The organism is Pseudomonas sp. Y39-6 (assembly GCF_023651955.1).
In the GTDB taxonomy this organism is placed as follows: Bacteria; Pseudomonadota; Gammaproteobacteria; order Pseudomonadales; family Pseudomonadaceae; genus Aquipseudomonas; species Aquipseudomonas veronii.
Window position 1 is genome coordinate 4665878 of sequence record NZ_CP069594.1, and the last position, 21662, is coordinate 4687539.

The 21662-nt window shown below is 55.9% G+C and carries 21 protein-coding genes and 3 pseudogenes; 5 read left to right on the top strand and 19 right to left on the bottom strand.

From position 1 onward, the window contains the following. The 9 genes from dmpE to JN756_RS21110 all read right to left on the bottom strand — a co-directional run bounded on the left by dmpE (position 1) and on the right by JN756_RS21110 (position 8804). On the bottom strand, positions 1-801 hold the full coding sequence (gene dmpE, locus JN756_RS21065; protein WP_480416841.1) for a 2-oxopent-4-enoate hydratase: 801 nt from the start codon (positions 799-801) through the stop codon (positions 1-3). Positions 802-1017: 216 nt separating this feature from the next. After that, positions 1018-1950 carry a VOC family protein gene (locus JN756_RS21070; protein ID WP_250690809.1) on the bottom strand — a complete coding sequence of 311 codons (933 nt, stop codon included), beginning with the start codon at positions 1948-1950 and terminating at the stop codon, positions 1018-1020. A gap of 10 nt (positions 1951-1960) precedes the next feature. After that, positions 1961-2791, bottom strand: coding sequence for a cis-2,3-dihydrobiphenyl-2,3-diol dehydrogenase (gene bphB / locus JN756_RS21075; RefSeq protein ID WP_250690810.1), 831 nt, complete (start codon positions 2789-2791; stop codon positions 1961-1963). Between the two features lie 40 nt (positions 2792-2831). Then, a complete protein-coding gene (locus JN756_RS21080) occupies positions 2832-3122 on the bottom strand; it encodes an oxidoreductase C-terminal domain-containing protein (protein ID WP_502941154.1) in 291 nt (96 codons plus the stop codon). 48 nt (positions 3123-3170) lie between these two features. Then, positions 3171-4723, bottom strand: a protein-coding gene (locus JN756_RS21085; protein ID WP_250690811.1) for an IS3-like element ISPpu4 family transposase whose coding sequence is annotated in 2 segments (ribosomal slippage) — positions 3171-4261 and positions 4261-4723 — 1554 coding nt in all. Because the reading frame shifts where the segments join, the coding sequence is not laid out codon by codon here. Positions 4724-4764: 41 nt separating this feature from the next. Next, positions 4765-5736, bottom strand: a complete 972-nt coding sequence (locus JN756_RS21090) for an NAD(P)/FAD-dependent oxidoreductase (protein WP_502940987.1) — start codon at positions 5734-5736, stop codon at positions 4765-4767. Then, positions 5733-6062, bottom strand: coding sequence for a non-heme iron oxygenase ferredoxin subunit (locus JN756_RS21095; protein WP_250690812.1), 330 nt, complete (start codon positions 6060-6062; stop codon positions 5733-5735). The genes JN756_RS21090 and JN756_RS21095 overlap by 4 nt, the downstream gene beginning before the upstream one ends. A gap of 574 nt (positions 6063-6636) precedes the next feature. Continuing rightward, the gene (locus tag JN756_RS21105; protein WP_250690813.1) at positions 6637-7197 is read right to left on the bottom strand and encodes a 3-phenylpropionate/cinnamic acid dioxygenase subunit beta; all 561 of its coding nucleotides are present in this window, start codon (positions 7195-7197) and stop codon (positions 6637-6639) included. Positions 7198-7424: 227 nt separating this feature from the next. Next, positions 7425-8804: an aromatic ring-hydroxylating dioxygenase subunit alpha gene (locus JN756_RS21110; RefSeq protein WP_250690814.1), complete on the bottom strand. Its 1380-nt coding sequence runs from the start codon at positions 8802-8804 to the stop codon at positions 7425-7427. 621 nt (positions 8805-9425) lie between these two features. Between JN756_RS21110 and JN756_RS21115 the strand changes: the two are divergent. The 3 genes and pseudogenes from JN756_RS21115 to JN756_RS21125 all read left to right on the top strand — a co-directional run bounded on the left by JN756_RS21115 (position 9426) and on the right by JN756_RS21125 (position 11566). Next, positions 9426-10174: pseudogene (locus JN756_RS21115) on the top strand (IS5 family transposase). A gap of 85 nt (positions 10175-10259) precedes the next feature. Further along, a pseudogene (locus tag JN756_RS21120) lies at positions 10260-10428 on the top strand (IS5/IS1182 family transposase); the annotation flags it as partial. A 139-nt stretch (positions 10429-10567) separates the two neighbouring features. Further along, entirely contained in the window at positions 10568-11566 is a 999-nt protein-coding gene (locus JN756_RS21125) for an AraC family transcriptional regulator (RefSeq protein WP_250690815.1), read from the top strand. Positions 11567-11901: 335 nt separating this feature from the next. Here the strand turns inward: JN756_RS21125 and JN756_RS21130 are convergent. From JN756_RS21130 to JN756_RS21155, 6 genes and pseudogenes are all read right to left on the bottom strand, one after another. Next, positions 11902-12003, bottom strand: a pseudogene (locus JN756_RS21130) (IS1595 family transposase); the annotation flags it as partial. Between the two features lie 93 nt (positions 12004-12096). Next, positions 12097-12840 (bottom strand): ABC transporter permease, encoded by a 744-nt coding sequence (locus tag JN756_RS21135; protein ID WP_250690890.1) that lies wholly within the window; start codon positions 12838-12840, stop codon positions 12097-12099. Between the two features lie 26 nt (positions 12841-12866). Next, complete coding sequence (locus JN756_RS21140; RefSeq protein WP_250690816.1) at positions 12867-14066, bottom strand: ABC transporter substrate-binding protein; 1200 nt, start codon at positions 14064-14066, stop codon at positions 12867-12869. Beyond that, positions 14053-14880, bottom strand: coding sequence for an ABC transporter ATP-binding protein (locus JN756_RS21145; RefSeq protein ID WP_250690817.1), 828 nt, complete (start codon positions 14878-14880; stop codon positions 14053-14055). Before JN756_RS21145 ends, JN756_RS21140 begins: the two co-directional genes overlap by 14 nt. Beyond that, positions 14877-15953, bottom strand: coding sequence for an acyl-CoA dehydrogenase family protein (locus JN756_RS21150; protein WP_250690818.1), 1077 nt, complete (start codon positions 15951-15953; stop codon positions 14877-14879). The genes JN756_RS21145 and JN756_RS21150 overlap by 4 nt, the downstream gene beginning before the upstream one ends. 79 nt (positions 15954-16032) lie before the next feature. Next, the gene (locus JN756_RS21155; RefSeq protein WP_250690819.1) at positions 16033-16593 is read right to left on the bottom strand and encodes a carboxymuconolactone decarboxylase family protein; all 561 of its coding nucleotides are present in this window, start codon (positions 16591-16593) and stop codon (positions 16033-16035) included. 114 nt (positions 16594-16707) lie between these two features. Here JN756_RS21155 and JN756_RS21160 point away from each other — a divergent pair, with 114 nt between their 5' ends. Both JN756_RS21160 and JN756_RS21165 read left to right on the top strand, forming a co-directional pair. Then, the gene (locus JN756_RS21160; protein WP_250690820.1) at positions 16708-17619 is read left to right on the top strand and encodes an AraC family transcriptional regulator; all 912 of its coding nucleotides are present in this window, start codon (positions 16708-16710) and stop codon (positions 17617-17619) included. A 180-nt stretch (positions 17620-17799) separates the two neighbouring features. Beyond that, entirely contained in the window at positions 17800-18744 is a 945-nt protein-coding gene (locus JN756_RS21165; protein WP_250690821.1) for an ABC transporter substrate-binding protein, read from the top strand. A gap of 2 nt (positions 18745-18746) precedes the next feature. On the opposite strand, the gene JN756_RS21170 is transcribed toward JN756_RS21165, so the two are convergent. From JN756_RS21170 to JN756_RS21185, 4 genes are read right to left on the bottom strand one after another with little or no spacing between them, the layout of a single operon-like run. Beyond that, a complete protein-coding gene (locus JN756_RS21170) occupies positions 18747-19034 on the bottom strand; it encodes a DUF971 domain-containing protein (RefSeq protein ID WP_219061932.1) in 288 nt (95 codons plus the stop codon). Then, complete coding sequence (locus JN756_RS21175; protein WP_502940989.1) at positions 19031-20002, bottom strand: HEAT repeat domain-containing protein; 972 nt, start codon at positions 20000-20002, stop codon at positions 19031-19033. The genes JN756_RS21170 and JN756_RS21175 overlap by 4 nt, the downstream gene beginning before the upstream one ends. Next, positions 19999-20847 carry an ABC transporter ATP-binding protein gene (locus JN756_RS21180; RefSeq protein ID WP_250690822.1) on the bottom strand — a complete coding sequence of 283 codons (849 nt, stop codon included), beginning with the start codon at positions 20845-20847 and terminating at the stop codon, positions 19999-20001. Before JN756_RS21180 ends, JN756_RS21175 begins: the two co-directional genes overlap by 4 nt. After that, positions 20847-21629 carry an ABC transporter permease gene (locus JN756_RS21185; protein WP_250690823.1) on the bottom strand — a complete coding sequence of 261 codons (783 nt, stop codon included), beginning with the start codon at positions 21627-21629 and terminating at the stop codon, positions 20847-20849. The genes JN756_RS21180 and JN756_RS21185 overlap by 1 nt, the downstream gene beginning before the upstream one ends. Positions 21630-21662 lie beyond the last annotated feature (33 nt).

Genomic DNA, 21662 nt, shown 5'->3' on the forward strand with positions numbered 1-21662 from the left:
TTAATGAAAACGAACTGAACAGCAACCGATGCCACCTATCGCGACATGCAAGTTGTCGCCGGCCTTGACGGGCACCATCGCACCGAGTGCCCCGGACAGAATCACTTCGCCAGCTTTCAGCGAGATGCCCAGCTTGCCCAGTGTGTTTGCGAGCCAAACTACCGCGTTGACAGGTGAGTTCATAGTTGCGGCGCCTGCTCCGGTAGCCACCGTTTCGCCATTTTTTTCCAAAACCATACCGCAAGTCCGCAGGTCGAGCCCGCGCAGATCGACCATGCGGTCACCGAGCACGAAGATCCCGCAGGATGCGTTGTCGGCGATGGTGTCCTGGATCTTGATTCTCCAATCGGTGATGCGTGAGTCGACGATCTCGAAGCAGGCCATAACGCCTTCGGTGGCGGCCAACACATCGGCAGCACTGACCCCCGGCCCCATCAAGTCTTTCTTAAGCACGAAGGCGATTTCGCCTTCAGCCTTTGGCTGGATAAGCATAGCAATGTCAACATCTGCGCCGTCGTCGTGGATCATGCCATCGAGCATGTAACCAAAGTCGGGTTGGCGCACGCCTAGCATGTTCATCACTGCGGCACTGGTGACGCCGATTTTCTTGCCGACGATGCGTTCGCCGGCCTGTAGGCGGCGAGAAATCATACGCAGCTGGATGTGGTATGCATTTTCAATAGTGATATTGGGGTAACGGCTAGTCAGCGGCTCTACCATTGTGCGTGTGCACAGGGCAGAGTAGAGCTCGTCGCCGAGAGTTTGGATGAGTTCAGGTAACATATCGGCCGTGGCTTCCATTGATTAATAAATAGTTCTTTATTTCTTTTTGGAGGGCAACATTCTCAAGTCGTCATCCTAAACTTCACCGAGCCCCCCCGAACGCCATAGCTGACTCAGCCTTCTTTCTAGCCTGATCGAACTTGATAAGATCGAAACCCAAATCCAACTCCTGCGGCATAATAAAAAGCAAGCGCAGGACTACAATAGAGTCTCACTTAGGACAAGTTGCATTTTTCAGGATTTCTGAGACTTGCTGCGCAAGGGCTTGTGACCCCACATAGCGGTCCGCTTATGCCGCGTCATCACCCAAGACTGATCATCGACATCTCGCGCCCCCCAGCCAAACTCAAGTTCAAAGCCGGATGGCGTCTGGGCATAGAAGGAAACCATGTGATCGTTAACGTGGCGTCCGATCGTCGCCGTAATGCAGCTAGAAGTGCTATCCCCAAGATTGGAGTCGGTGGTTTTACCACCTATTCCATCAAGACGGTCATATGCATGCCCCATATCATCAAGCGTCAAGGCCTGCAGCAAAAAATGGTGAATGCGCTTTGGTAACGGAGCCTCTGCGATCGCTATTGTGTGATGGCGTCCGTTGCAATGTAGGAAGTATCCTCGCGCAGTCAAATCCGGGCCCATCGCGATATCAATGACGTCAGACATCTGGAAGCCCAGCACTCCTGTATAAAAAGCTAGTGCCTCTTCAATATTCGGTACAGCGTAAAGATAATGCCCTGCACCGTGTGCGCCAGTCAGGAATCCCGTGATACCTGTACCAGAAACGAGAGGCCGCTCGAAATAATCGGTAGCCCCATAGTAGATTTCCAGCGGCATTCCAAATGGATCTTCAAAAGAGATCAGTTCCATCACGTCACGTTTCTCTGCCAACTCAGTGTCGCCGGTCTTCACCTGGACACCAGCCTGCCGTAACCGCGCCGTCATCTGCTGCAACGCCAGCGGATTGGCCACTTCATAACCGGCGAACGCTATATCATCAGCCTCTCCCTTTTGCACGGCAATCCGCCAACTGCGTGAATCCATGCGGTATTGAGCACTATCATCGGAGCCGATGACCTCCATCAAACCCACTTTTTCGGAGAGGAAAGAACGCCATGCTGGCACATCACTTACAGAGAAACCCATGTAACCTAGGCTTTTGATGCACATTGTCATCTCCTTAATTGATGTTCAGTTTTTCGAGAAGATCTTTACCACCTACCGCGGAAAAAATTCCGCGAACGCCCATGCCACCGTCGTAATTCAGCAAGGCCCCGGTGGCCGGTACCGAGTCGCACCGCGTAGCGAAAAACACATAGGCGCCTGTATATTCTTCAGCGTCAGGCATACGGCCAATTGGCAGTACGTCCTGCAGCAACTCAGCCAACGGCAGGCTCGATATCGATTGCTCGCTCATACCCAGCGAGCAAGGTCCTCTCAAATCCGTGCTGATACCACCCACCCCCACGCCATTGACCCTCACATACGGTGCCAGCTCGAATGCCAGTTCGCGCACCAAGCCCACGACCGCATGCTTGGCCGCCGTGTAAAGAGGGCCTCCGCCATTGGGGTAGAAACCTGCATTCGAGATCGTGCAGATCACGCTGCCACGACTCGCGACCAAGGCCGGCAGACAGGCCTTGACGGCATGGATATAACCCTTGACATTGATCTGAAACACTTCATCAAATGCAATATCGATACTATCTTCAGACAGATCGACTAATGGCGTGTTGTAATCCCAGATACCAGCGTTGGGGATCAAAGTGTCGATTTTCCCGAACTTAGCAATGCAGCAGTTGGCAGCTCGCTTCTGGTCTTCCAGATAGCGCACATCGCCGACGATGCATACCACTTCTTCGCCATGATCCGATTCCAACTGTTGCAGGCGTTCCGCGCACTTGTCGAGCACAGCCACCTTAGCACCTTCGGCCACGAACCGATCCACAAGAGCGCGCCCCAGTCCAGCGGCACCACCCGTTATCAATATCACTTCACCTGTCAATCTCATGTCTTGAGCTCTGCTTATAATGGTTAAAGGAAATTGCCGGTCATGTGCATCTCTGCGCTTTAGCTTTCAGCAATTCCCGCAGGTTCAAGCTAGCGTCCTGCAGCTGTTTGGCCGAAACAGGAACCCGACCAACCACCAAGCGGGTCGCAATGGAAAATTCTTTCAAATCATTGATCGCTATTGCTGCTTCAATACGGCCATCAAGGAGCCTGAACAGCACCAACGGTTGACCATTTTGTATGTCACCGCGCAGGACGATTTCTCCGGGGCCTCCGAGGTCGCCAATCATCTGCATTCGATGCCCCGCAATCTCAGTCCACGAGGTTGGCACCTGAGGGGCCGCGGCGTTTTGCAAGGTAGTTGTCGCGTCAGCTGTGTTTTATGCGGCTATTTTCAGTGTCGGTAACTCCCTTTCCGGATTGAGTGTGACCGCGCCGATGGGCTGCCAATTGCGTGTCGCACCTGACCAGCGATGTGGATGTTGATTACGAGCTTGCTGATACAGGGCATGACGCTTGGCCAAGATCTCTTGATCATCTCCTCGATGACGCTGCGCCGGGGTCACGAAGCGGATGCGGCTGTGGCGGTGTTGGTGGTTGTACCAGCGGATAAAATCGCGCACCCAGCTGCGTGCCGCGTCCAAATCTGCAAAACCACCAGGAGGCCATTGCGGGCAATATTTCAGGGTTCTAAACAGCGATTCTGAGTAGGGATTATCGTTACTCACCCGTGGTCGTCCGCGTGACGGGGTGATGCCGAGTTCGTACAGTTTGCTCAGCAACGTCACCGATTTCATCGGTGCACCGTTGTCCGAGTGCAGCACTAAGGGCCGTCCGGCGCAGCGTTCGGTGAGCACGGTGCGCTGCATCAGTTCGGCCGCCAGCTCGCCACTTTCTTGCTCGTAAACTTCCCAGCCCACGGCCTTTCGGCTGTAGATGTCCTCGATCAAATACAGATAGTAGTACTTCCCACGCACTGGCGATGGCAAGTAGGTGATGTCCCAAGACCAGACCTTATTGGCTGTGGTTGCGCTGTGAGTTGTCGGCGCAGCATGCTTGTGCGGTGCATGGCTGCGGCCACGTCGGTGCTGCTGATCAGCTTCCTTCAGGACGCGGTAAAAGGTTGCCTCTGAGGCCAGATAACGACCTTGATCGGCCAGTATCGGGACGATCTGGCTGGGCGGCAGGCTGACGAATGGCGGACTGTTGCAGACCTCTAAAATAGCGCAACGCTCCTGTTCACTCAGGGCATTAAGTGGTCGCGGACGTGACGTGGTGGTGCGCACGTCGGCCTGCATCACAGGCGTCAGCGCCCAGCGTTGCAGGCTGCGCAGCGACAGCCCGATCTCCGCGCTGGCAATAGTTTTGCGTGCACCAGAAGCAACGGCTTGGTTAAAACGTTCAACGAGTTGTTGCCGTTCTGGCAGCGAGGTCAGACGTCCTCGCTGTCGTTTCCCCAGAAGGCATTCATCTTTTTTCGCAGCACCAGAATCGCGGCGGTTTCTGCGAGCGCCTTGTCCTTGCGCCGCAGTTCACGCTCCAACTCGGCGATGCGTTTTTTGTCGGCGCGCGCCTGTTCTCGCTCGGCCTGGCGCTGTGCCTGGGCTGTTAGCTGGCCACTGATGCAGGCCTGTCGCCAAGCGCCGATTTGCTCGGGGTACAAACCCTTGCTGCGACAGTATTCGCTAAGCTCGATCTCGCTCAACGTGGCCGTGTGCAACACCGCTGCAAACTTGGCTTCAGCCGACCAGTTATCGGCACTGCTTTTATCTCCGGGCACCACTGCGCCTCCTGCTTTGAGCTTGGTTCGCCAAGCATACAGGGTGGCTTGAGAGATGCCTTCTTGACGCGACAACTCGGCCACGGACATGTTTTGAGGCGGCAGCAATTTGTTGATAAGGGCCGCTTTACGCTCAGGTGAATAGCTCGACATTACAGCTCTCTTTGGCGCCCCCGATCTATCGTTTTGATAAATCAGCTCAGGCGACAACTAGCCTGACACCGGGGGGCCGGGACAGGCGTGCCTAGCATGGCCGCGGCAGCTGTTTCAGCCTGCATTTGGCTGTTCAGATAGGTCTCCAGCGAGCGCTGTCCGCCGGCCCTCAAAGGCCAGACTGCTACGTCACCGACGGCAAACACCTCCGGGCACGAACTTGCACCCGTCGCATCAACCAGCACGCCGCGTTCACATGCTATGCCGGCCGCCCGGGCTAGCTCGTCGGCTGGCTCTGCACCTATGCTGATGAGCACTGCGTCAGCGGCCACCCGACGCCCATCAGCGCAGACGACGGCACACACGTGTCCCTTGCCCTCGAAGTGCGATGCCTGTGCGTTCAGCTCAACCCGGACGCCCATGAGCTCAAGCTCGGTTCGGCACCAGGCCCCAATTTTGTGGCCCAGCACACGCAGCAGCAGTTCGTCGCCAGCCTCCAGAATTGTTACCTTGGTACCGGCCTTGCTGGCGGTGGTCGCCACCTCGCAACCGATCAGGCCACCGCCAACAATGACCAGCGACTTACCCGGCTCAAGCACATGCCGCAGCGCTAAACTGTCGGCGCTGTCACGCAAGGTGTGGATGCTGGCCAATTCGCATCCCATGATCGCCATGCGCCGCGCGCGCGCGCCGGTAGCCAGCAGCAATCGGTCGTAGGCCAAAGTATCACCGGATTCGAAAAGTACCTGGCGGCTGACCACATCAATACCGGTCACGCGCACCCCAAGATGGAGATCGATATCGGCCGATGCATACCAAAAGGGGTCCATGATCAAAGGGGGCTCGACCAGCTTGCCAGCCAAAACGTCCTTGGATAGGGAGGGGCGATCGTAAGCCACACGAGCCTCCTCCCCGACCATATGGATCTTGCCCTGATATCCTTGGGCGCGAAGGGAGCGCGCGGCCGTTGCGCCAGCCAAGCCCGCGCCAATAATTACTATGGTTTTAATCATGGCGCTAGATACCCAGCATCCAAATCGACATACACATCGTTACCATCGATTCGAATCGGAAATATTTTCAGTGGCTCACAAGGCGGTGCTGCTTTGACCTTGCCCGTGCGAACACAAAACTTGCCCATGTGCAGCGAGCATTCGACAACGTCACCATCTAGATAGCCGCCTTCGGACAGCGACCAGTCGCCATGGGTACAATGGTCTTGTGTTGCGAACAAATCTCCATCGACGTTGAAAATTGCGACGGCTTCGCCGTCACCTCCAACCTTAAAAGCGTCACCAATGGGAACATCCGATAAGTCACAAACTCTGGAAAACGCCATACTACTTACTCACTCTTATAATTAATTTTAATTCCTGATTAAGCGAAATACCAAACCAGCACATCAGACAACTGATGCATTCCAAGATCGCATCAGTATTTCAATGTGGATGCATAGTAGGCGCGCAAGCCCTAGGCAATATAGCCAAAACGCATCATCAGCGTTAACATCCTGAACCACAACACTTCGTAACTCCGCACAATACTGTAAAAACCCCAAATGCCATCTGCACTTCCCATTGCAATGACCACTTAGATAACAGCACCGTAGCGGCTTGGTTCGCGTGCGCCCAACAAGGCAATCACGCGGATGGCACCCAATTTCCGGCCAACAAAACCCTAAGCATCCTACCGGTGGGTGAGAACCGACTCGCGAATGTGCAGTTAGACGCTTGGATACATCATGTCGAACAACCCCAAGGTTCTAAAAGAAAACGCACCCATGAGATCTTTGATGTAAAAAACTCTTATGCCGATAAAAAATGCGTACTTTCCTCATAGCCGTCTCTTTTAATCGCACCCCACTAACAAAACCCGAGCGGCGCGATTAATAGTGAGTGGCCAACGCTCTTTCTTTAGAAAAACAAGCTGAGATTGTTAGCTGTTATCGTGCTCTGATCAAGCAAGATCGTCCGCTTGGCAATCTTAAATCCAAGGCCGTTGCTTACACGGCGCAGTACGTCCCGACGCTCGCCAACATAGATATCCGTCATTCGCTCCAATCGGTTGCGATAACAAAGGAATGAAGAACTAACTTCCACCGTATTGGGTTCCTCAGTTTCGCGAACGATCACGTTACTGACAATGTGCCGACTGCGCGATGGCGGATCTTCCGTCCAGTTCAACCCCGAAACTCTTCCACGAATACGCGCGCGCATACTCTCATATGTATCGTCAAAATGGGCATTCCCACCCGCGCGCACGTACTCCAACGCCTTGTTTCGGGAGGTATGGCTAGTACGGATTGGCATCCAGTATTGAATGTCTTCGGCCAGCAAAGTCAACCAGGTCTCATATCGTTGATGATCAAGCAACTGCGCTTCGCGGTAGTAGAACTGTTCAACTGAGTTTTGCAACTCAAGACTAACGGCTTTCTCTGGCCATTCAAAGGCCTGAGTCAAATCAGTGGATGGCATAGTTAATATCCTATATGCATATATTGGGCGACTGAAGTTATCCGCTCACACATAAAACTAAAAACCTTAATAAGATTATCACCCAACTAAAAGCTGTACGTTTTGCATGAACCTGAATAAAAAGCTTTCACGAACTTACAGCAACCATGAGTCCGGCTAAAATACTTACCTAACAAATTGGTAGCACGATAAAAACACTATTGCTTTTCTTCGATCACTTAACCCGCTCAAGGTTTCAGCGTGTCCCAGTTTGGCTCGGACATCATGCGACTCCAGTGATGGTAGAACCCACGCGCGGCTTCCTCGCTATAAACGTAGCTGGTGTTGCCAGGAAAGTCCGGGTTGTTTTTGTTCGGCACACCGACCCCCATCTGAGCACAAAAAGGTCGACTTCTAGCCATATGACCGCGCAACCCTCGCTGAACCTCAACCCAGTTTTCGCCGTCATCCTGCTCGTAGGTTCCACCTTGATTGAAGGTAAAGATGTTCTTCCGGCGATATTCTTCCTTAATTTCTTCAGGTGCATCAGCATCCACTAAGATGAAAGACCAGACTTCGACCTCATTAGGGCCGCGCGGGTGCCAAGTACGGATCGTATTGATTCCCGGCAGAAATGAGCAGGTCGGAAAGATGGTCATATGCTGCGCAACCATGCGATTCGCCGGGAGCTTATCCCCTAATCGTTCTTGTGCACGCTCGGCGTTAGGACCCTTGGTCCAGTAGTCGACAATCTTGGGGCCCATAATGGCTCCAAGAAGTGAGAAATCATCATTGAACCAGCCTGTTCCGTGGCCGCCCCATTTGGCCCGGAACTGATTTCCAGATGTAGGTAACTTCACTTGGGACAGGTCCATATCAGGCGGCAGACTGGACACAACACCAGCCAGATGCGCTACCGTGCCAGCATGGTACATGTCACTGCAGAACTGCTCGGCGGCAAATTTCCAGTTGCAGGGAATCACCGTCTTTTGCATGCCAGTGATGACCTGGGTACCCGCCTCTGTGCGATCGAGCATCACGTCCATGTATGGAGTAGCATCGCTTAGATAAGTCAAGAGGTCAGGCGCTTCGGCATCCCAATTGGCAAAAATCAGCCCTTTGTAGGTGTCCACACGAGCCTGCAACGGCCCCCAATCAGCCTTGTCGAAGCCACAGTCCCCTTCCTTTTTGTCACAAAAAGCCTCTTTTTCATAGGGCACATTCACCAGATTACCAGCAGTGTCGTAGGCCCAGCCGTGATAAGTGCAGGTGAATGACTTGGCATTGCCAAAGTCCGAGCGTTCAAGGCGCATTCCACGGTGCCGACATTGGTTGAGGAACACCTTGATGCTGCGGTCCTTCTGCCGCACTACGATGACGGGGTCTTCACCCATGTAGGTGGTCAGGTAGTCCCCGGCTTTGGGAATATGCCCCTCGTGCCCTAGCAGCAACCAGGATCGGGCAAAAACTCGCTCAAGCTCAATCTCGTACAGATCCTGATCGGAGTAGATACGGGGATCAAGCAACCCATTTTCCTGATCAACGAGTGCACGAACCTCATCGGGAGACCAGTTTCTCACCCATTTTAAAGGGACTTCCTGCGCTTCTATTTTTATTGTTGAACTCATGACCTAAGTCTCCTTCATGATGCTCTAGCTAGAGCCAAGATAACCAATTTTTTATCTTTCCGCGCCGAAAGCCAATACCCATGATGCTGACGCATTACCGTAAAAATCCAATTTACGAATCTCTGAAATCTATAGCCCAACACACACCTGAAATAGGTGAAACTGCACATTAGAATACCGTGAGAAAGTACTGATTAGAGTGCCCATGCGGTAAATCCGCGCAACTCCATGTCGCGCTGACGTATTACACCACTTCCACCCTGTCTTGTTACTGGGCCTGGCTTACTGTCACGCCGTACTGTTGCGACTCTTGGCGCCTTGCTCCGATCAGTATGGGTGAGTGAAACCACCGGGGTTACTCTGAAGGAACTCAAGAGCTTGCTTCGAGTCGCGCGCCTAATGTATGCGGACACTTCTCGCTGGGTAGATACCTTCACTCTCCGCTGTTATTTGTTGTTAAGACTACGATATGGAGATACGGGGGGATATCCGTTATTTAATTATCGATATCCGTTTTTTGGAAATATCCTAGGATCTGTTCCCGTTTCGTACTAACCAATTGATCTTTAAGAGAAAACTCGTATCGTTGTAGTTCTCACACAACACCAACACGAGTTTGCAATGCCCCGATTGATGCTCAGCGATGAGCACGGGTCGAAGCTGCGGGAAATTCTGCTGCACAAGACCATCTACAATAAGCGTGATCTACGGATAACCGTCGAAGGCATGCTGTATCGCATGCGCACAGGCTGTCCCTGGAGAGACTTGCCCGAAGCATTCGGCGGCTGGAGCAAGGTCTACAAGCGCTTCAATGCGTGGTCGACCTCAGGCAAGTGGCTCAAGGTGTTTCAAACGCTTGTAGCTGATCCTGATATGGAGTGGGTTTTCATCGATGGCAGCTATGCCAAAGCCCACCAGCACAGTGCAGGGGCTGCCGGCGGTATGGATCAGGCAATCGGGAAAAGTCGAGCAGGCAACACCAGCAATATTCACCTGGCTGTAGGTGCCTGCGGGCCGCCCGTCGTGTTTGAGACCACGGGAGGTCAGATCAACGATCTGCACACAGGCGCCTGCCTTGATTGCCAAGGTTCCCGCTGCGCAAGCGATCATTGCGGACAAGGGCTACGAGTGAGGCCATACGGGAACAGGTTGAACAACAAGGTGCCAAAGCCGTGATTCCCAGAAAACGCAACGCAGTGAAAGGTAGCGCGGATCTGGATAGAGGGCTTTACCGCAATCGGCACCTGGTAGAAAACGCTTTTGCCCGGCTGAAGCATTACCGGGCGGTCGCATCACGCTTCGACAAGCTCAAGACAAATTACGAAAGTGTAGTGGCCATGGCCTGCGCCTTACTCTGGCTACCCATGTGAAACGGGAACAGACCCTAGGAACTACTCTCCGAACAAGTCCTCAAACGTGCTGAAGTACAGACTCATCACCTAACCCGAGCCCTTCATGAACCAGATGAGCTTTTCCGACTTCGGATATGCCAGCAAGCGCAAGCAAACCCGCCGTGAACGCGTCCTTACCGAAATGGATCAGGTGGACGTCCTGGAGTGGTTTGTTGGCGTTGATCGAACCGTATGACCCGAAGGCTGGCGGCTGCCGTAAACCGTATCCAGTTTTTGCGGCCGCCCTGACTAACTTTTTTTTGCGAGAGCAGTTGCTAACAACATAAAATTGGAATACAAATTTAAAAAACGTAGTGCCTTGTGCTTGGGCTTTGTTCAGTGCGTATAAAAAATATAAGAGCGTTTTGAATTATGGACTTTTATCTGCTAGGCGAGAACAGCCAAGTTTTCGTCAATACTGATCCCGATGCCGTTTCGAGCTATGCTAACCAGCATGCTGGCCCTCACCGGGTGAACCAGCACCACACCAGTTATCCGCAGGCGAGCCTGAAACACAAGACCATTGGCAGCTTGGATCTGTTTCAGATGAGTTACGGCAATGGAGTGCAAATCACCTCGCCAGAGCGGGAGGCCGTTTACCATTTGCATTTCCTGCTCAAGGGGCACTGCCTGTGGCGCAGCCGCGGACAGGAACACTGCTTCGCCCCAGGCGAGTTGCTGCTGCTTAACCCTGATGCTCCGTTCAACCTGACCTACTCGGACGACTACGAGAAGTTCATCATCAAGCTGCCGGCCTCCTTCATTAACAAGGTCTGCGGCGAGAACCACTGGAGTCACTCCGACGCAGGAGTGGTCTTCGCCCCGGTTCACCGCCTCAAGCAGCTGGATGGCTTCTTCAATCTGCTGAGCCTAGTCTGTCAAGAGGCGGAAACTGAGCCAGCCACTCCTCTTCAGGTACAGGAGCATTATGCTAAAATTATCGTTAGCAAACTACTAAGCTTACCGGGCAGCGACGTTAGTCGCGAGCCGTTGCAGGGGGTTTGTCGGTCATTCGAACTCCTCGCTGAGCTCATTGAGATGAACCTCAAGAAGGACATAAGTGTTGTGCGGCTGGCTGATCTGGCGCACATGAGTGTGCACTCGCTGTTCGCGTTGTTCGACAAGCACGCCGGCACTACACCCAAGCGCTACATACGCCACCGCAAGCTGGAGGCGATCCGTGCTCGTCTGAGCGACTCGCAGGCGGTAGTGACCAGCGTCACCGAAGTCGCCCTCGACTATGGCTTCCTGCATCTCGGACGCTTCGCCGAGTACTACAAGAATACTTTCGGCGAGCTACCCTCAGTCACCCTGCACCGTCGCAACTTGATCGCGGGGAACTTCCCGCACTCTGATAAAATAATATATTAGGCCATCATTTTTTGGAATGATGAGAAATGTTACGGTTGGTACTGCAATCCGCTGCATATATGGAAGCATGAAAGCTTGGTAATTTTTACCGAGCGCGTTTTGGCGTCAGTAGTAACGCCGCATGTCGCGTTGCGCAATCGCCAAAAAATGCAGATTGGACCGTGCGTGCCTAGGGAAACTCCGAACAAGTCTGTTGACGCTGACGCCGAATTGACCCAGTTGCCGAGATGTCACTGACCCAGTCTGATTCCTCGAAAAACATTGTCTGTACAGGGTTTGTGCCGATTTTGAGGTGGGGCAGTCTTGCGTCGGCACGTGGGTCAATTCGGCATTGGTCTCAACAGGCTGTGATAAGCATTGACGTTCTGAATATGAAAAGCACCCGCCGTACGACGCTTTTGACGTAAGTTCAGGCAGTGATTAGTGATGCCTTCGGCCCCAGACGTGAGGCACTCTCCACGCATGGCCAGTGCCTCATCACTTAACGCAGACATAGCCAATTCATTCGCAGTTGTTTAGTTCCCGTCCATTCATCCATGTGCCCAATGCCGATGTAGGCTACGAGCAAACGCATCCAGCGCGAAACCAAGGACCCCAATCAACACCACCATCGCCATCAGCTCCGAGTACGCCAGCCGGTCACGAGTGTCTAGGATGTAATAGCCAAGGCCAGCACTGACCCCGAGCATTTCGCACGGCACCAGGACAATCCACAGAATGCCGATGGACAAGCGGACCCCGGTCAAGATATGGCCAAGCACCCCCGGAAAAATCACTTGGCGCAGCGTTTCCCAACGGGTGGCGCTGAGGCTGCGGCTCAGTTGTAGCCAGCGCGGGTCCAATTGCCGAACGCCTGCCACAGTGCTCAGCAGGATCGGCCACACGGCAGCGAAGGCCAGTAGAAAATAAATAGGCTGATCGCCAACGCCCATCAGCATCACCACCACCGGCATCCACGACAGGGGCGAAATCATCCGTAGCAATTGAAATGCCGGAGTGGTCGCCGCTTCCAGATTGCGTGAGCTGCCGATCAATAAACCCAAGGGCACGCCGACCAGCAGAGCCAACAACAAGCCAATCAGAATGCGCTTGAGGCTGACCAGCACGTTTTCGTACAGCTCGGCGCGCCCAAGCAACTCGATCAGGCTGGTCAACGTTGCCTGGGGGGAAAAGCGTGCTGACAACCCGTCCGGCTCGCCAAACACGCCAACGCCCAGCCACCACAGCGCCAGTAAGAGGAGCAGCCCCGTGATACCCAACGCCCACTGCAGCATGGGTGAGGCGTGCTTATGCTGGCCAATCAAATGCTGAACTCCTCGGTGCGCTCAAAGCTGTCCGGCAGGCCAAACGCTTTCAGACCACCGACTGCCGTGATGCTATTTTTGACGAAGCGGTCGTCCACCAGATCGCGGGCGATGTGTTGCGGGTCAAGACTGGCGAGAAAACCTTTGTCGCCTTCTATCAACGTGTCCTTCAAGCGACGTACCAGTTCTTCGGTGTAGCTGGGGAATGGATACGGCTGGAAATCGATGCGCTGCTCGTCCCACGTCGAGTGCTGAATCGCCCCATTCGTCACGTAGCCCTCCCGTTCGCCGGCACTCGGAGACAACACCCGACTCAGGACCTGTTGAGTGTGAGGCGTGTAGCGGTTTTCACCGTCCCGGGACAGCAATTTGGCGGCTTCGGCGCGGTTATCACGGGTCCAAAGCTGGGCTTTGACGATGGCATTGACCACTTTTTGCGACCACTCAGGCCGGTCGTTCAAATCATGCTCGTGCATGAACACCACACAACAGGCGTGGTTACGCCAGATATCACCGGTAAAGCGTTGCACCCGACCGACCTTAAGATCCTCAGCTAACGCGTTGAACGGTTCGGCGACGATATACCCGGCAATGCGTTTGCTGGCCAGCGCCGGTGGCATATCCGAAGGTGGCAGCACCAGCAAATTGACTTCGTTGGCGGCCAATGGGCTGTTGGCCGACTTGGTCACCGGTTGCAAGCCGTGGTCGCGAAGCAACTGCTGCATCACCACGTTATGGATGGAGTACCAGAACGGAATAGCCACCGATTGGCCGCCGAGCTGTTTCACATCGGTAATACCCGGCGCTACCGTCAGGCCGGAGCCGCCGACATGGTTCCAGGCCACGACTTTGGCCGGAACCTTGCTGCCGTAACGCGCCCAAACCGTCATTGGCGACAGCAGATGGATCACGTTGACTTGCCCTGAGATGAACGCCTCGATCACTTGCGCCCAACTGCGCAGCAATACCGGGCGCTCGGCCTTGATACCTTCGGCTTCGAACAAGCCGTTGTTATGCGCCACCAATAAGGGAGTGGCATCGGTGATAGGCAAGTAACCGATTCTTACCGGTGCATCCGGTTCGGCGGCGGCGCGCGCTTGCAGGCTATTGAGCAGCGGTAACGCGCCCGCAGCGGTCAGCAGCGCGCTGAGTTTTAGAAAATCACGACGTGTGTGAGTGAAGTCATCCAGGCACATGTACAGCCTCCAGCGGGTCGGGCAGCGATTCGGAAAAAGTGTTGGAGTTGCGGCTCGCCCGCCGAAGGGTTTTGAGGATGTCGATGCGCAATGCGCCCAGTTCTTCGACCAACTCGGCGCGTGGCTGAGGCAGGTCGATGCGCCATTCACCGAGGGTCCGCGCCGGGCTGTTACCCAGTAGCAGAATACGCTCGGAAAGCAGTAGGGCTTCGTCGATGTCATGGGTGATCAATACCGCAGCGGTATTGTGTTCAGCGATGACCTTGAGCAGCAGGTGTTGCATGTCGGCACGGGTCACTTCATCCAGGGCGCCGAAGGGTTCATCCAGCAGCAACACTTGCGGCTGCCGCGCCAGGCAACGGGCCAATGCCGTGCGCTGGGCCATGCCGCCGGACAACTGCGCGGGGTAATGTTCCTGTGCATGTTGCAAGCCGACCTCGGCAATCGCCTGATCAATCCGGGCCTTGCGCTCCACGCTACTCAGCGATGGCTGACTAACGAAATCCAGGCCGAATGCTACGTTCTTTTCCAGGCTCAGCCATGGCAGCAGGCTGGGGTCCTGAAAGGCGACCGCCACTCGCGGATGGGGCCCCTTCAACGGTTCGCCGAGCAGGCTGACCGAGCCGCTGTGAGCCGTTTGCAAACCGGCCAACACCCGCAACAGACTGGACTTGCCGACCCCGCTGGGGCCAAGAATCGAGACCACCTCCCCGGGTACCAATTGCAAGTCGAAGTCTTCCAGTACCGATTGCCAGCCGTGATCACGGGGATACCCCAGGCTAATCTTGCGCGCTTCGAGCAAGAGCTCGCTCATGCTGCGGTGACCGAGGCTTGAGCCTGACGTTGCAGTTCGGCGCGCAATTGCACCAGACTCGGCGTGACGATCGGCACAAAAGCCGACTCGCGCCAGCGTCGGGCAAACGCGCTGCCGTGGGCAGACAGGAACGCTTTGCCACCGCTGGCTTGCAATTCCAGCTGTACGGCACTGGCAGCGGACTCGGCGAGGGCGATTCGCAGGCGGAACAACGCGGAGGGCTGAGTGAGGAAGCGCTGGTCCAACAGGCCTTGCTTCAACTGGTCGACGGCCGCTTCGAGCTGCTGGCGTTGCTCGACTAACTCACCGCGCAGTACCGAGCGGGAGTCCTCCAGGTGGGTGTCCACCTCTGCGAGCGAACGCCGGGCCAGACCAATCGCCAACCCGCATTGCAGACCGAGAAATGCCGGGCGTACCGTTGGCAGAAACGTGCGAGCGTCATCATGCAGCAGCCAGTCACGACTTAACGCCACGTTCTCCAGACTCAGCGCGGCGGTGTTGCTCGATTGCAAGCCCATCAGGTCCAAATCGTCGGAGCGCTGCAAGCCAGCCACTGCATCCGGAATAGCCAGAATGAAGGGGGCGCTACCGTCTTCTTGCTCGATGGCAGCGGCCACCACATAGCCGCTTTTACGCAGGTTGGTCACCCAAGGCAGACGGCCGTTGAGTGTCCAACCCTGATCCTGCGACCGGGCTCGGATCTGTAAGGCTTCGATGCCGGACAAATACTTCATTGCGTTGGACAGCCCCGTCGCTCCGGCCAACCGGCCACTTAACAAATCCGGCAACAGATGTTCACGCAACGCTACGTTCGGGCTGTGCAGCAGGTACTCGATAAAGGCTCGCTGCCCCCAAAAAACGAACGCTGCGGCCAATGAATGACTGGCCACCTGGGACACAATTTCCACGGCATCAGCAAGATTGCCACCTCCACCGCCCAGTTCCTCGCTGATGCCGACCCGCAGCACATCAGCACCGGCCAATTGCGGCAGAACCAGCTCCGCATCGCATGTGCCCAGGTCCAGGGCGTTTGCCTGTGCGTCCAGCCATTGTTTCAATTCAGGGTCGAGCATATGTTTCTCCTTTAGGCGGTGTATCTGGCACGCCGCGTCAAGCCATTCGCGAATAAATTCGCCCCACAGCCTGCACAGTTCAAACCGCAGTCTTATCCCAGCGATATTTCGCCAGTTCAGGGTTGAGCGGTGTACGCGCAAAGACATTGGCGAAGTTACACAGGGTCGCCAGGCTGACGCCCAGAATCACCTCCAGCGCATGGCCCTCGGCGTAGCCGGCGGCTTGAAAGGCGCTGAAGTCTTCGTCGCTGACATCGCCACGCGTGGCGATCACTTCCCGAGTAAACGCTGCCAACGCTTCGAGCTTTTCTTGAGGCAGTTGTGTACGCGCACGCAGTGCGGTGACCACCTCATCCGGCAATTTCGCCTTATTTGTTGCGACGGCGGTATGCCCTGCGACGCAAAAATCGCAACCATGTGTGGTGGCAGCAACCAATTGCACCACTTCCCTTTCGGCCAGACTTAGCTCAGCCTTGGCGTTGATTCCCGATACAGTCACATAGGTTTCCAGCGCGGCTGGGGCATTCGCCAACACTCCCAGCAGGTTGGGAATGAAACCGGAGTTCTTCAGCGCGGTTTCAAGGAGTGGGCGAGCTGCTTCGGGTGCGCTTTCCAGCGTGTGCAAGGTAACGCGAGACATGAAGTGACTCCTGATGTTGGGCCCGGTGTGGGGATGCCTCCATTTCTGTTGGTTATAAGAATTTCATTCCATATTCTAAAGTCGCTATTACTTGCTTCTGAGTCTTTCCATTAGATGATTTCGTCCAGCCCCCTTATTGATTGGTTATTAGAAAGCCTTGAACTTGACGCCAGCCTCTTCCACGTGGGTCGCTATTGCGGTGGCTGGCATGCCAGTACCCAAGGACTGGCGCGTGCCAGCTTTCATCTGGTGGTACAGGGGCATTGCTGGCTGCACATCGACGGCCAAGCCCAGGCGCAACAACTGAACAGTGGCGATGCCGTTTTTTTGCTGCGTGATGTGGGTTACCGCCTGTCCAGCGCTGAATCCGTTGAGGACGCCCAACATCAGCCGCAGAGGACGATGCAAGCGCTGGATAGAGACGCGGGTGATGACGTTGGACTGGTGTGTGGTTTCTTTCATTTTCAGTCCGGGCTGTCGTCGTTGATCATCGAAGCGCTGCCCGACTGGATCATTCTGAAGGCGGGTGATCCATCCTCAAGCGCAGCACGCAGCCTGTTCGAGCTGATCCTGGAGGAGTGCAACCGGCAACCGGCCCCTTCCTCGGTGTTGCTGGAACGCCTGAGCCATTTGCTGTTTCTGTATGTAATGCGCCAACAGGTCACGAGCAACCCCAACCTTGGCGGACTCGTGGCACTGGCACGTCACCCGACCTTTGCCCCGCTGCTGGGGCAACTGATCGAACACCCGGAACAGCCATGGCCCCTGGAAAACATGGCCGCCAGCATCGGCCTGTCGCGTTCGGCGTTCTTCAAACGCTTCAATGAACTGTCCGGGCAATCGCCCGGACAGGTGCTGCTGGCCTTGCGCATTCGTCACGCCTGTCAATTGTTCAAAACTAACAAGACCGTGGAGCACGTCTGCGCGGCGGTGGGTTATCAATCGATTGCCGCCTTCACTCGGGCGTTCACCAAGGTAGTCGGCGTGCAACCGGGGGCCTATCGCAAGCAGCAAGAAGGACGGTAAGTGTTGCCAGTCGAACACTGAGTCAACACTGTGCGCCACAGGATACATCCCCGCCCGAAGAACAGCCTCTAAATCAGACTTTCTCGTCCGTTTTTTGCTGGCATGCACCGTGCAATTGCTCTTCTCAAACCTGTTGCCGACGGCATTGAAGCCAGACCGGCCAGACCTTGAGAGACTGCAATGAATTTATTTCGTTTTATCCGCCACGGCCTGGCAACCCTCGCCCTCGCAGCCCCTTTGAGCCAGGCCGCAGAGCCAATCACGTTGGTGATTGGCGACCAGAACTACTACAACGTTCAGGCCTCGGTAGAGGCGTCAGGCGTGCTGGACGGCGCACCTTACAAAGTCGACTGGAAGCACTTTCAATCCGCAGCTCCGGTCGCTGAAGGCTTGGAAGCCGGGGCACTGGACCTAGGTTTTCTCGGCGATTCCGGGTTTATCTTCCTCGCCGCCAAAGGCGCGTCGGTCAAGTTGATCGGCGTATCCCGACAGAACCCCGACACCATTGCGTTATTGGTACCCAAGGATTCCCCGGCCAAGACCATTCAGGACCTGAAAGGCAAGAAAGTCGCCTATTGGCCGGGCGCCTGGAGCCAGCAACTGACCTTGCGTGCCTTGGAGAAAGCGGGTCTGCCCAAGGACTATGTGGAGTTCGTCAAGTTGATGCCCATCGATGCCGCCGCCGCATTGCCACAAGGCAGCATCGACGCCTTTCCGGTGTGGGAACCCTATATCTCCCAGCAGCAAGTATTCTCCGGCGCTCGCACGATCCTGACCGCTCGCGGCCTGATGCCCGGACTGTCCAGCATCGCGGCCAACGCAAACTCTATCGAACCCAAGCGCGCCGCTATCGCCGATTTCCTCGGACGCTTGCAAAAAGCGCGGGCCTGGGTTCAAACGCACAAAAATGCTTATGCCGACACCTGGGCTGCAAAATCCGGTCTGGATCAGGCGGTTTCGCGGCACTGGATTGGTCAGGCCGACATGACCGTGGGCCCGGTGGATGCAGGTGCTGCGGCTGACTACCAAGGCACGGCGGACTTCCTGCTGACGACCGGCGCGCTGCAAAAAGCCTTTGATACCAAGGCCGTGATCGACAACTCATTCAGCAAAGCCTTCAACTGAATTTACGCCTCGCCGAGGCCTGCCAGATAGGCCCACGGGTAGATTCCCCGCTCGTGGCCGTCACTGAACACCAACTGCAGGCCATACCCCTGGGGATTCACTTCCAACAGCCGAATGCCGGGCGACACTACCGGCTTCAACCCCTGCAGTCGAAACGCGCGGCATTGCGAGCAGGGGCACTGACGGCGTAACTGAGCGTGACCGATCAACTGCACGCTGCCGTCGGCCCAGTCCAGCCGCAACTGCTGTTTGCCCCGAGAATTACCGATGGCCTGCGGTGCCTGACTCATTGCAGTTGGCTCAGTGCAATTCGCACGGCTTTGCGCACCTCCGGGTCGCCATCGTTCTGCGCAGTTTGCAACGCAGCCAACGCCGCTTTGTCGCCAAGTTCACCGAGTGCCAAAGCGGCTTCCTTGCGCAGATTACTGATGCTGTGACCAAGGGTCTCGATCAGGCCCGGCAGTGCCTGCACATAACGCAAGCGGCCGAGGCTGCGGGTTGCACGCAATCGCACTTGCCAGTAATCGTCCCCCAGGGCCGCGATCAGCGCCGGGCCGGCATCGTCGTGGCCGACTTTACCTAAAGTGGTCGCGGCTTCTTCGCGAACCTGCCAGGCTGCATCCTGCAAAGCCAGGCGCAAGGCAGGTAAAACCCGCGCATCAATGGCCAACCCCAAAGCCCCAGTGGCTGCGCGGCGCACATCGGTATCCGGGTCTTCGCTGGCGAGTCTGGCCAAGGCATCCAGAGCCTCGGTTTGCTTCAGCCAGCCGAGCACGCCGACGGCCTCACGGCGAACACTGGCATCCTCATCGTTAAGTGCGATCACCGCCGCTGGCGCCGCGGCGGGCAAGCGTAATTCACGCAATGCCCGGAACGCTGCGATGCGCACAGTGGCGTTTGCGTGCGCGGCCCACGGCAGAATCACCTCACCTGCTTCTTGTGTCTTGAGCACGCTCAAGCTTTGGGCCGCAGCGTCTCTAACGGCGTGGGCGGGATCGGTCAATGCCTCGCACAGCACCTGGACGACCTTGACCTCTTCCCAGGCTTCAAGCAGGCGCGCCGCCTCCGTACGCACCTCAATCGAAGGGTCCGCGCGCAACCGGTCGACCAACCAAAGCAACCCGTCGGGCTCCTCAAAGTCAGCGAGTTCGATCAAGGCAATGCGCCGCACGCCAGGGTCTTCGTCTTCAAGGCGTGGACGCAGGGCAAGAATGTCGGGATTGTCGATGTCATTCAGGGTGTCGGTCATATCAGTCATATGGCGAATCGCGGTCGATTATTTTCAATGGGAAGCCCGAGGGGATTCAGGCGAGGTAATTGCCTACCGTCTTCATGACGCAGCAGTTCGAGGCAATGACGCTTCAAACTTGAAAATTCAGGGCTGGTGACCAGCTCAGTCAAACGTGGGCGAGGAAAATCAAGGCGCAAGTTTTCGATGATACGACCGGGGCGCGAACTCATCACCAGCAGGCGATCGGCCAAAAACAAGGCTTCGTCGATATCGTGGGTGACAAACACCACCGTGGTGCGGATGCGGGTCCAGATATCCAACAACAACTCCTGCATTTTCAAACGGGTCAAGGCATCGAGGGCACCGAACGGCTCGTCCATCAACAACAGGCGTGGTCGGTTGATCAACACACGAGCGATTTCCACCCGTTGCTGCATGCCCCCGGAGAGCTGATTCGGCCAGCGATCAGCGAAGCCATTCAGGCCCACCAGCGAGAGCATTTCATCGGCGGCGGCTTGCCGTTCGGACTTGCCAACACCGCTCATCTTCAAGCCGAAGGCAACGTTGTCGCGAACCGAACGCCATGGGAACAACGTGTGTTGCTGGAACACCATGCCGCGTTGCGGCGACGGGCCTTGCACCGGCACGCCATCGACCTCCAGCCGACCCTGGCGCGGTTGCAGATGGCCTGCCAGGGCGCCAAGCAAGGTCGATTTGCCGCAGCCTGACGGCCCGAGGATACAAACGAACTCACCGGGCTCTATCTGGCACTCCAGCGCCTGCACCGCCTCGAACGCGTCTTTCTGTTCGCCAAGGGTGATGGACAGGTCATGGATGTCGATGCGCCCTGCAGGGATTTTTGCAATGTTCATCAGGCTTTGCCTCGCGGTCGATACCAAGGGGTAAACAGCCCACCCAACCGTTTGATCAGTAGACTGCTACCCATGCCGAGCACGCCAATCAGCAACATACCGACGACGATGTCGGCGTAGTTCTGGATGGTGTACGACTCCCAGGTGTAATAACCAATGCCAAACTGGCCGGAGATCATTTCCGCCGTCACCAGACAGAACCATGAAGTGCCCATACCAATCGCCAGGCCGGTGATGATGCTCGGTGCCGAGCCCGGCAAAATCACCTCCGACAGAATCGACAGACGTCCTGCCCCTAGGCTTTTTGCCGAGGCTATGAGGCGTGGATCGACACCTTCGACACCGTGCACGGTGTTGAGCAGGATCGGAAACAGCGCACCGGTGAAGGTGATGAAAATCATCGACAGCTCCGATGACGGGAACATCAAAATCGCCAGAGGAATCCAGGCTACGGCCGGGATCGGGCGCAAAACTTCCAATGGAGGCAGCAAGACATCTTCGGCCCATTTTGAACGGCCGATGGCCACACCCAGCCCGATGCCGATCACAGCGGCTACTACATAGCCGGCAAACACCCGGCCCAGGCTCGCGCTCAAATGCTGGCCGAGTTTGCCCGAGTCCATCAGACTCGCTGCCGCCTGCGCCACTGCCAGAGGGGTAGGCACATTGGCGAAGGTCACCACGCCCAAATTCCAGTGATGGCCGGCGGCGAGTTGCCAGAACAACAGGCACATCAGTAAAGATGCCGTACGCGGGATCCAGCGAATAAATGATGCAGACATAAATATTTTCCGGGACATTCTGTGCTGCAGCCT

What these genes read in the sequence shown, in the direction of transcription:
- dmpE (WP_480416841.1), bottom strand. Translation starts at nt 801, where the DNA reads ATGGAAGCCACGGCCGATATGTTACCTGAACTCATCCAAACTCTCGGC.
- JN756_RS21070 (WP_250690809.1), bottom strand. Translation starts at nt 1,950, where the DNA reads ATGTGCATCAAAAGCCTAGGTTACATGGGTTTCTCTGTAAGTGATGTG.
- bphB (WP_250690810.1), bottom strand. Translation starts at nt 2,791, where the DNA reads ATGAGATTGACAGGTGAAGTGATATTGATAACGGGTGGTGCCGCTGGA.
- JN756_RS21090 (WP_502940987.1), bottom strand. Translation starts at nt 5,736, where the DNA reads ATGATTAAAACCATAGTAATTATTGGCGCGGGCTTGGCTGGCGCAACG.
- JN756_RS21095 (WP_250690812.1), bottom strand. Translation starts at nt 6,062, where the DNA reads ATGGCGTTTTCCAGAGTTTGTGACTTATCGGATGTTCCCATTGGTGAC.
- JN756_RS21105 (WP_250690813.1), bottom strand. Translation starts at nt 7,197, where the DNA reads ATGCCATCCACTGATTTGACTCAGGCCTTTGAATGGCCAGAGAAAGCC.
- JN756_RS21110 (WP_250690814.1), bottom strand. Translation starts at nt 8,804, where the DNA reads ATGAGTTCAACAATAAAAATAGAAGCGCAGGAAGTCCCTTTAAAATGG.
- JN756_RS21125 (WP_250690815.1), top strand. Translation starts at nt 10,568, where the DNA reads ATGGACTTTTATCTGCTAGGCGAGAACAGCCAAGTTTTCGTCAATACT.
- JN756_RS21135 (WP_250690890.1), bottom strand. Translation starts at nt 12,840, where the DNA reads ATGCTGCAGTGGGCGTTGGGTATCACGGGGCTGCTCCTCTTACTGGCG.
- JN756_RS21140 (WP_250690816.1), bottom strand. Translation starts at nt 14,066, where the DNA reads ATGTGCCTGGATGACTTCACTCACACACGTCGTGATTTTCTAAAACTC.
- JN756_RS21145 (WP_250690817.1), bottom strand. Translation starts at nt 14,880, where the DNA reads ATGAGCGAGCTCTTGCTCGAAGCGCGCAAGATTAGCCTGGGGTATCCC.
- JN756_RS21150 (WP_250690818.1), bottom strand. Translation starts at nt 15,953, where the DNA reads ATGCTCGACCCTGAATTGAAACAATGGCTGGACGCACAGGCAAACGCC.
- JN756_RS21155 (WP_250690819.1), bottom strand. Translation starts at nt 16,593, where the DNA reads ATGTCTCGCGTTACCTTGCACACGCTGGAAAGCGCACCCGAAGCAGCT.
- JN756_RS21160 (WP_250690820.1), top strand. Translation starts at nt 16,708, where the DNA reads ATGATTTCGTCCAGCCCCCTTATTGATTGGTTATTAGAAAGCCTTGAA.
- JN756_RS21165 (WP_250690821.1), top strand. Translation starts at nt 17,800, where the DNA reads ATGAATTTATTTCGTTTTATCCGCCACGGCCTGGCAACCCTCGCCCTC.
- JN756_RS21170 (WP_219061932.1), bottom strand. Translation starts at nt 19,034, where the DNA reads ATGAGTCAGGCACCGCAGGCCATCGGTAATTCTCGGGGCAAACAGCAG.
- JN756_RS21175 (WP_502940989.1), bottom strand. Translation starts at nt 20,002, where the DNA reads ATGACTGATATGACCGACACCCTGAATGACATCGACAATCCCGACATT.
- JN756_RS21180 (WP_250690822.1), bottom strand. Translation starts at nt 20,847, where the DNA reads ATGAACATTGCAAAAATCCCTGCAGGGCGCATCGACATCCATGACCTG.
- JN756_RS21185 (WP_250690823.1), bottom strand. Translation starts at nt 21,629, where the DNA reads ATGTCTGCATCATTTATTCGCTGGATCCCGCGTACGGCATCTTTACTG.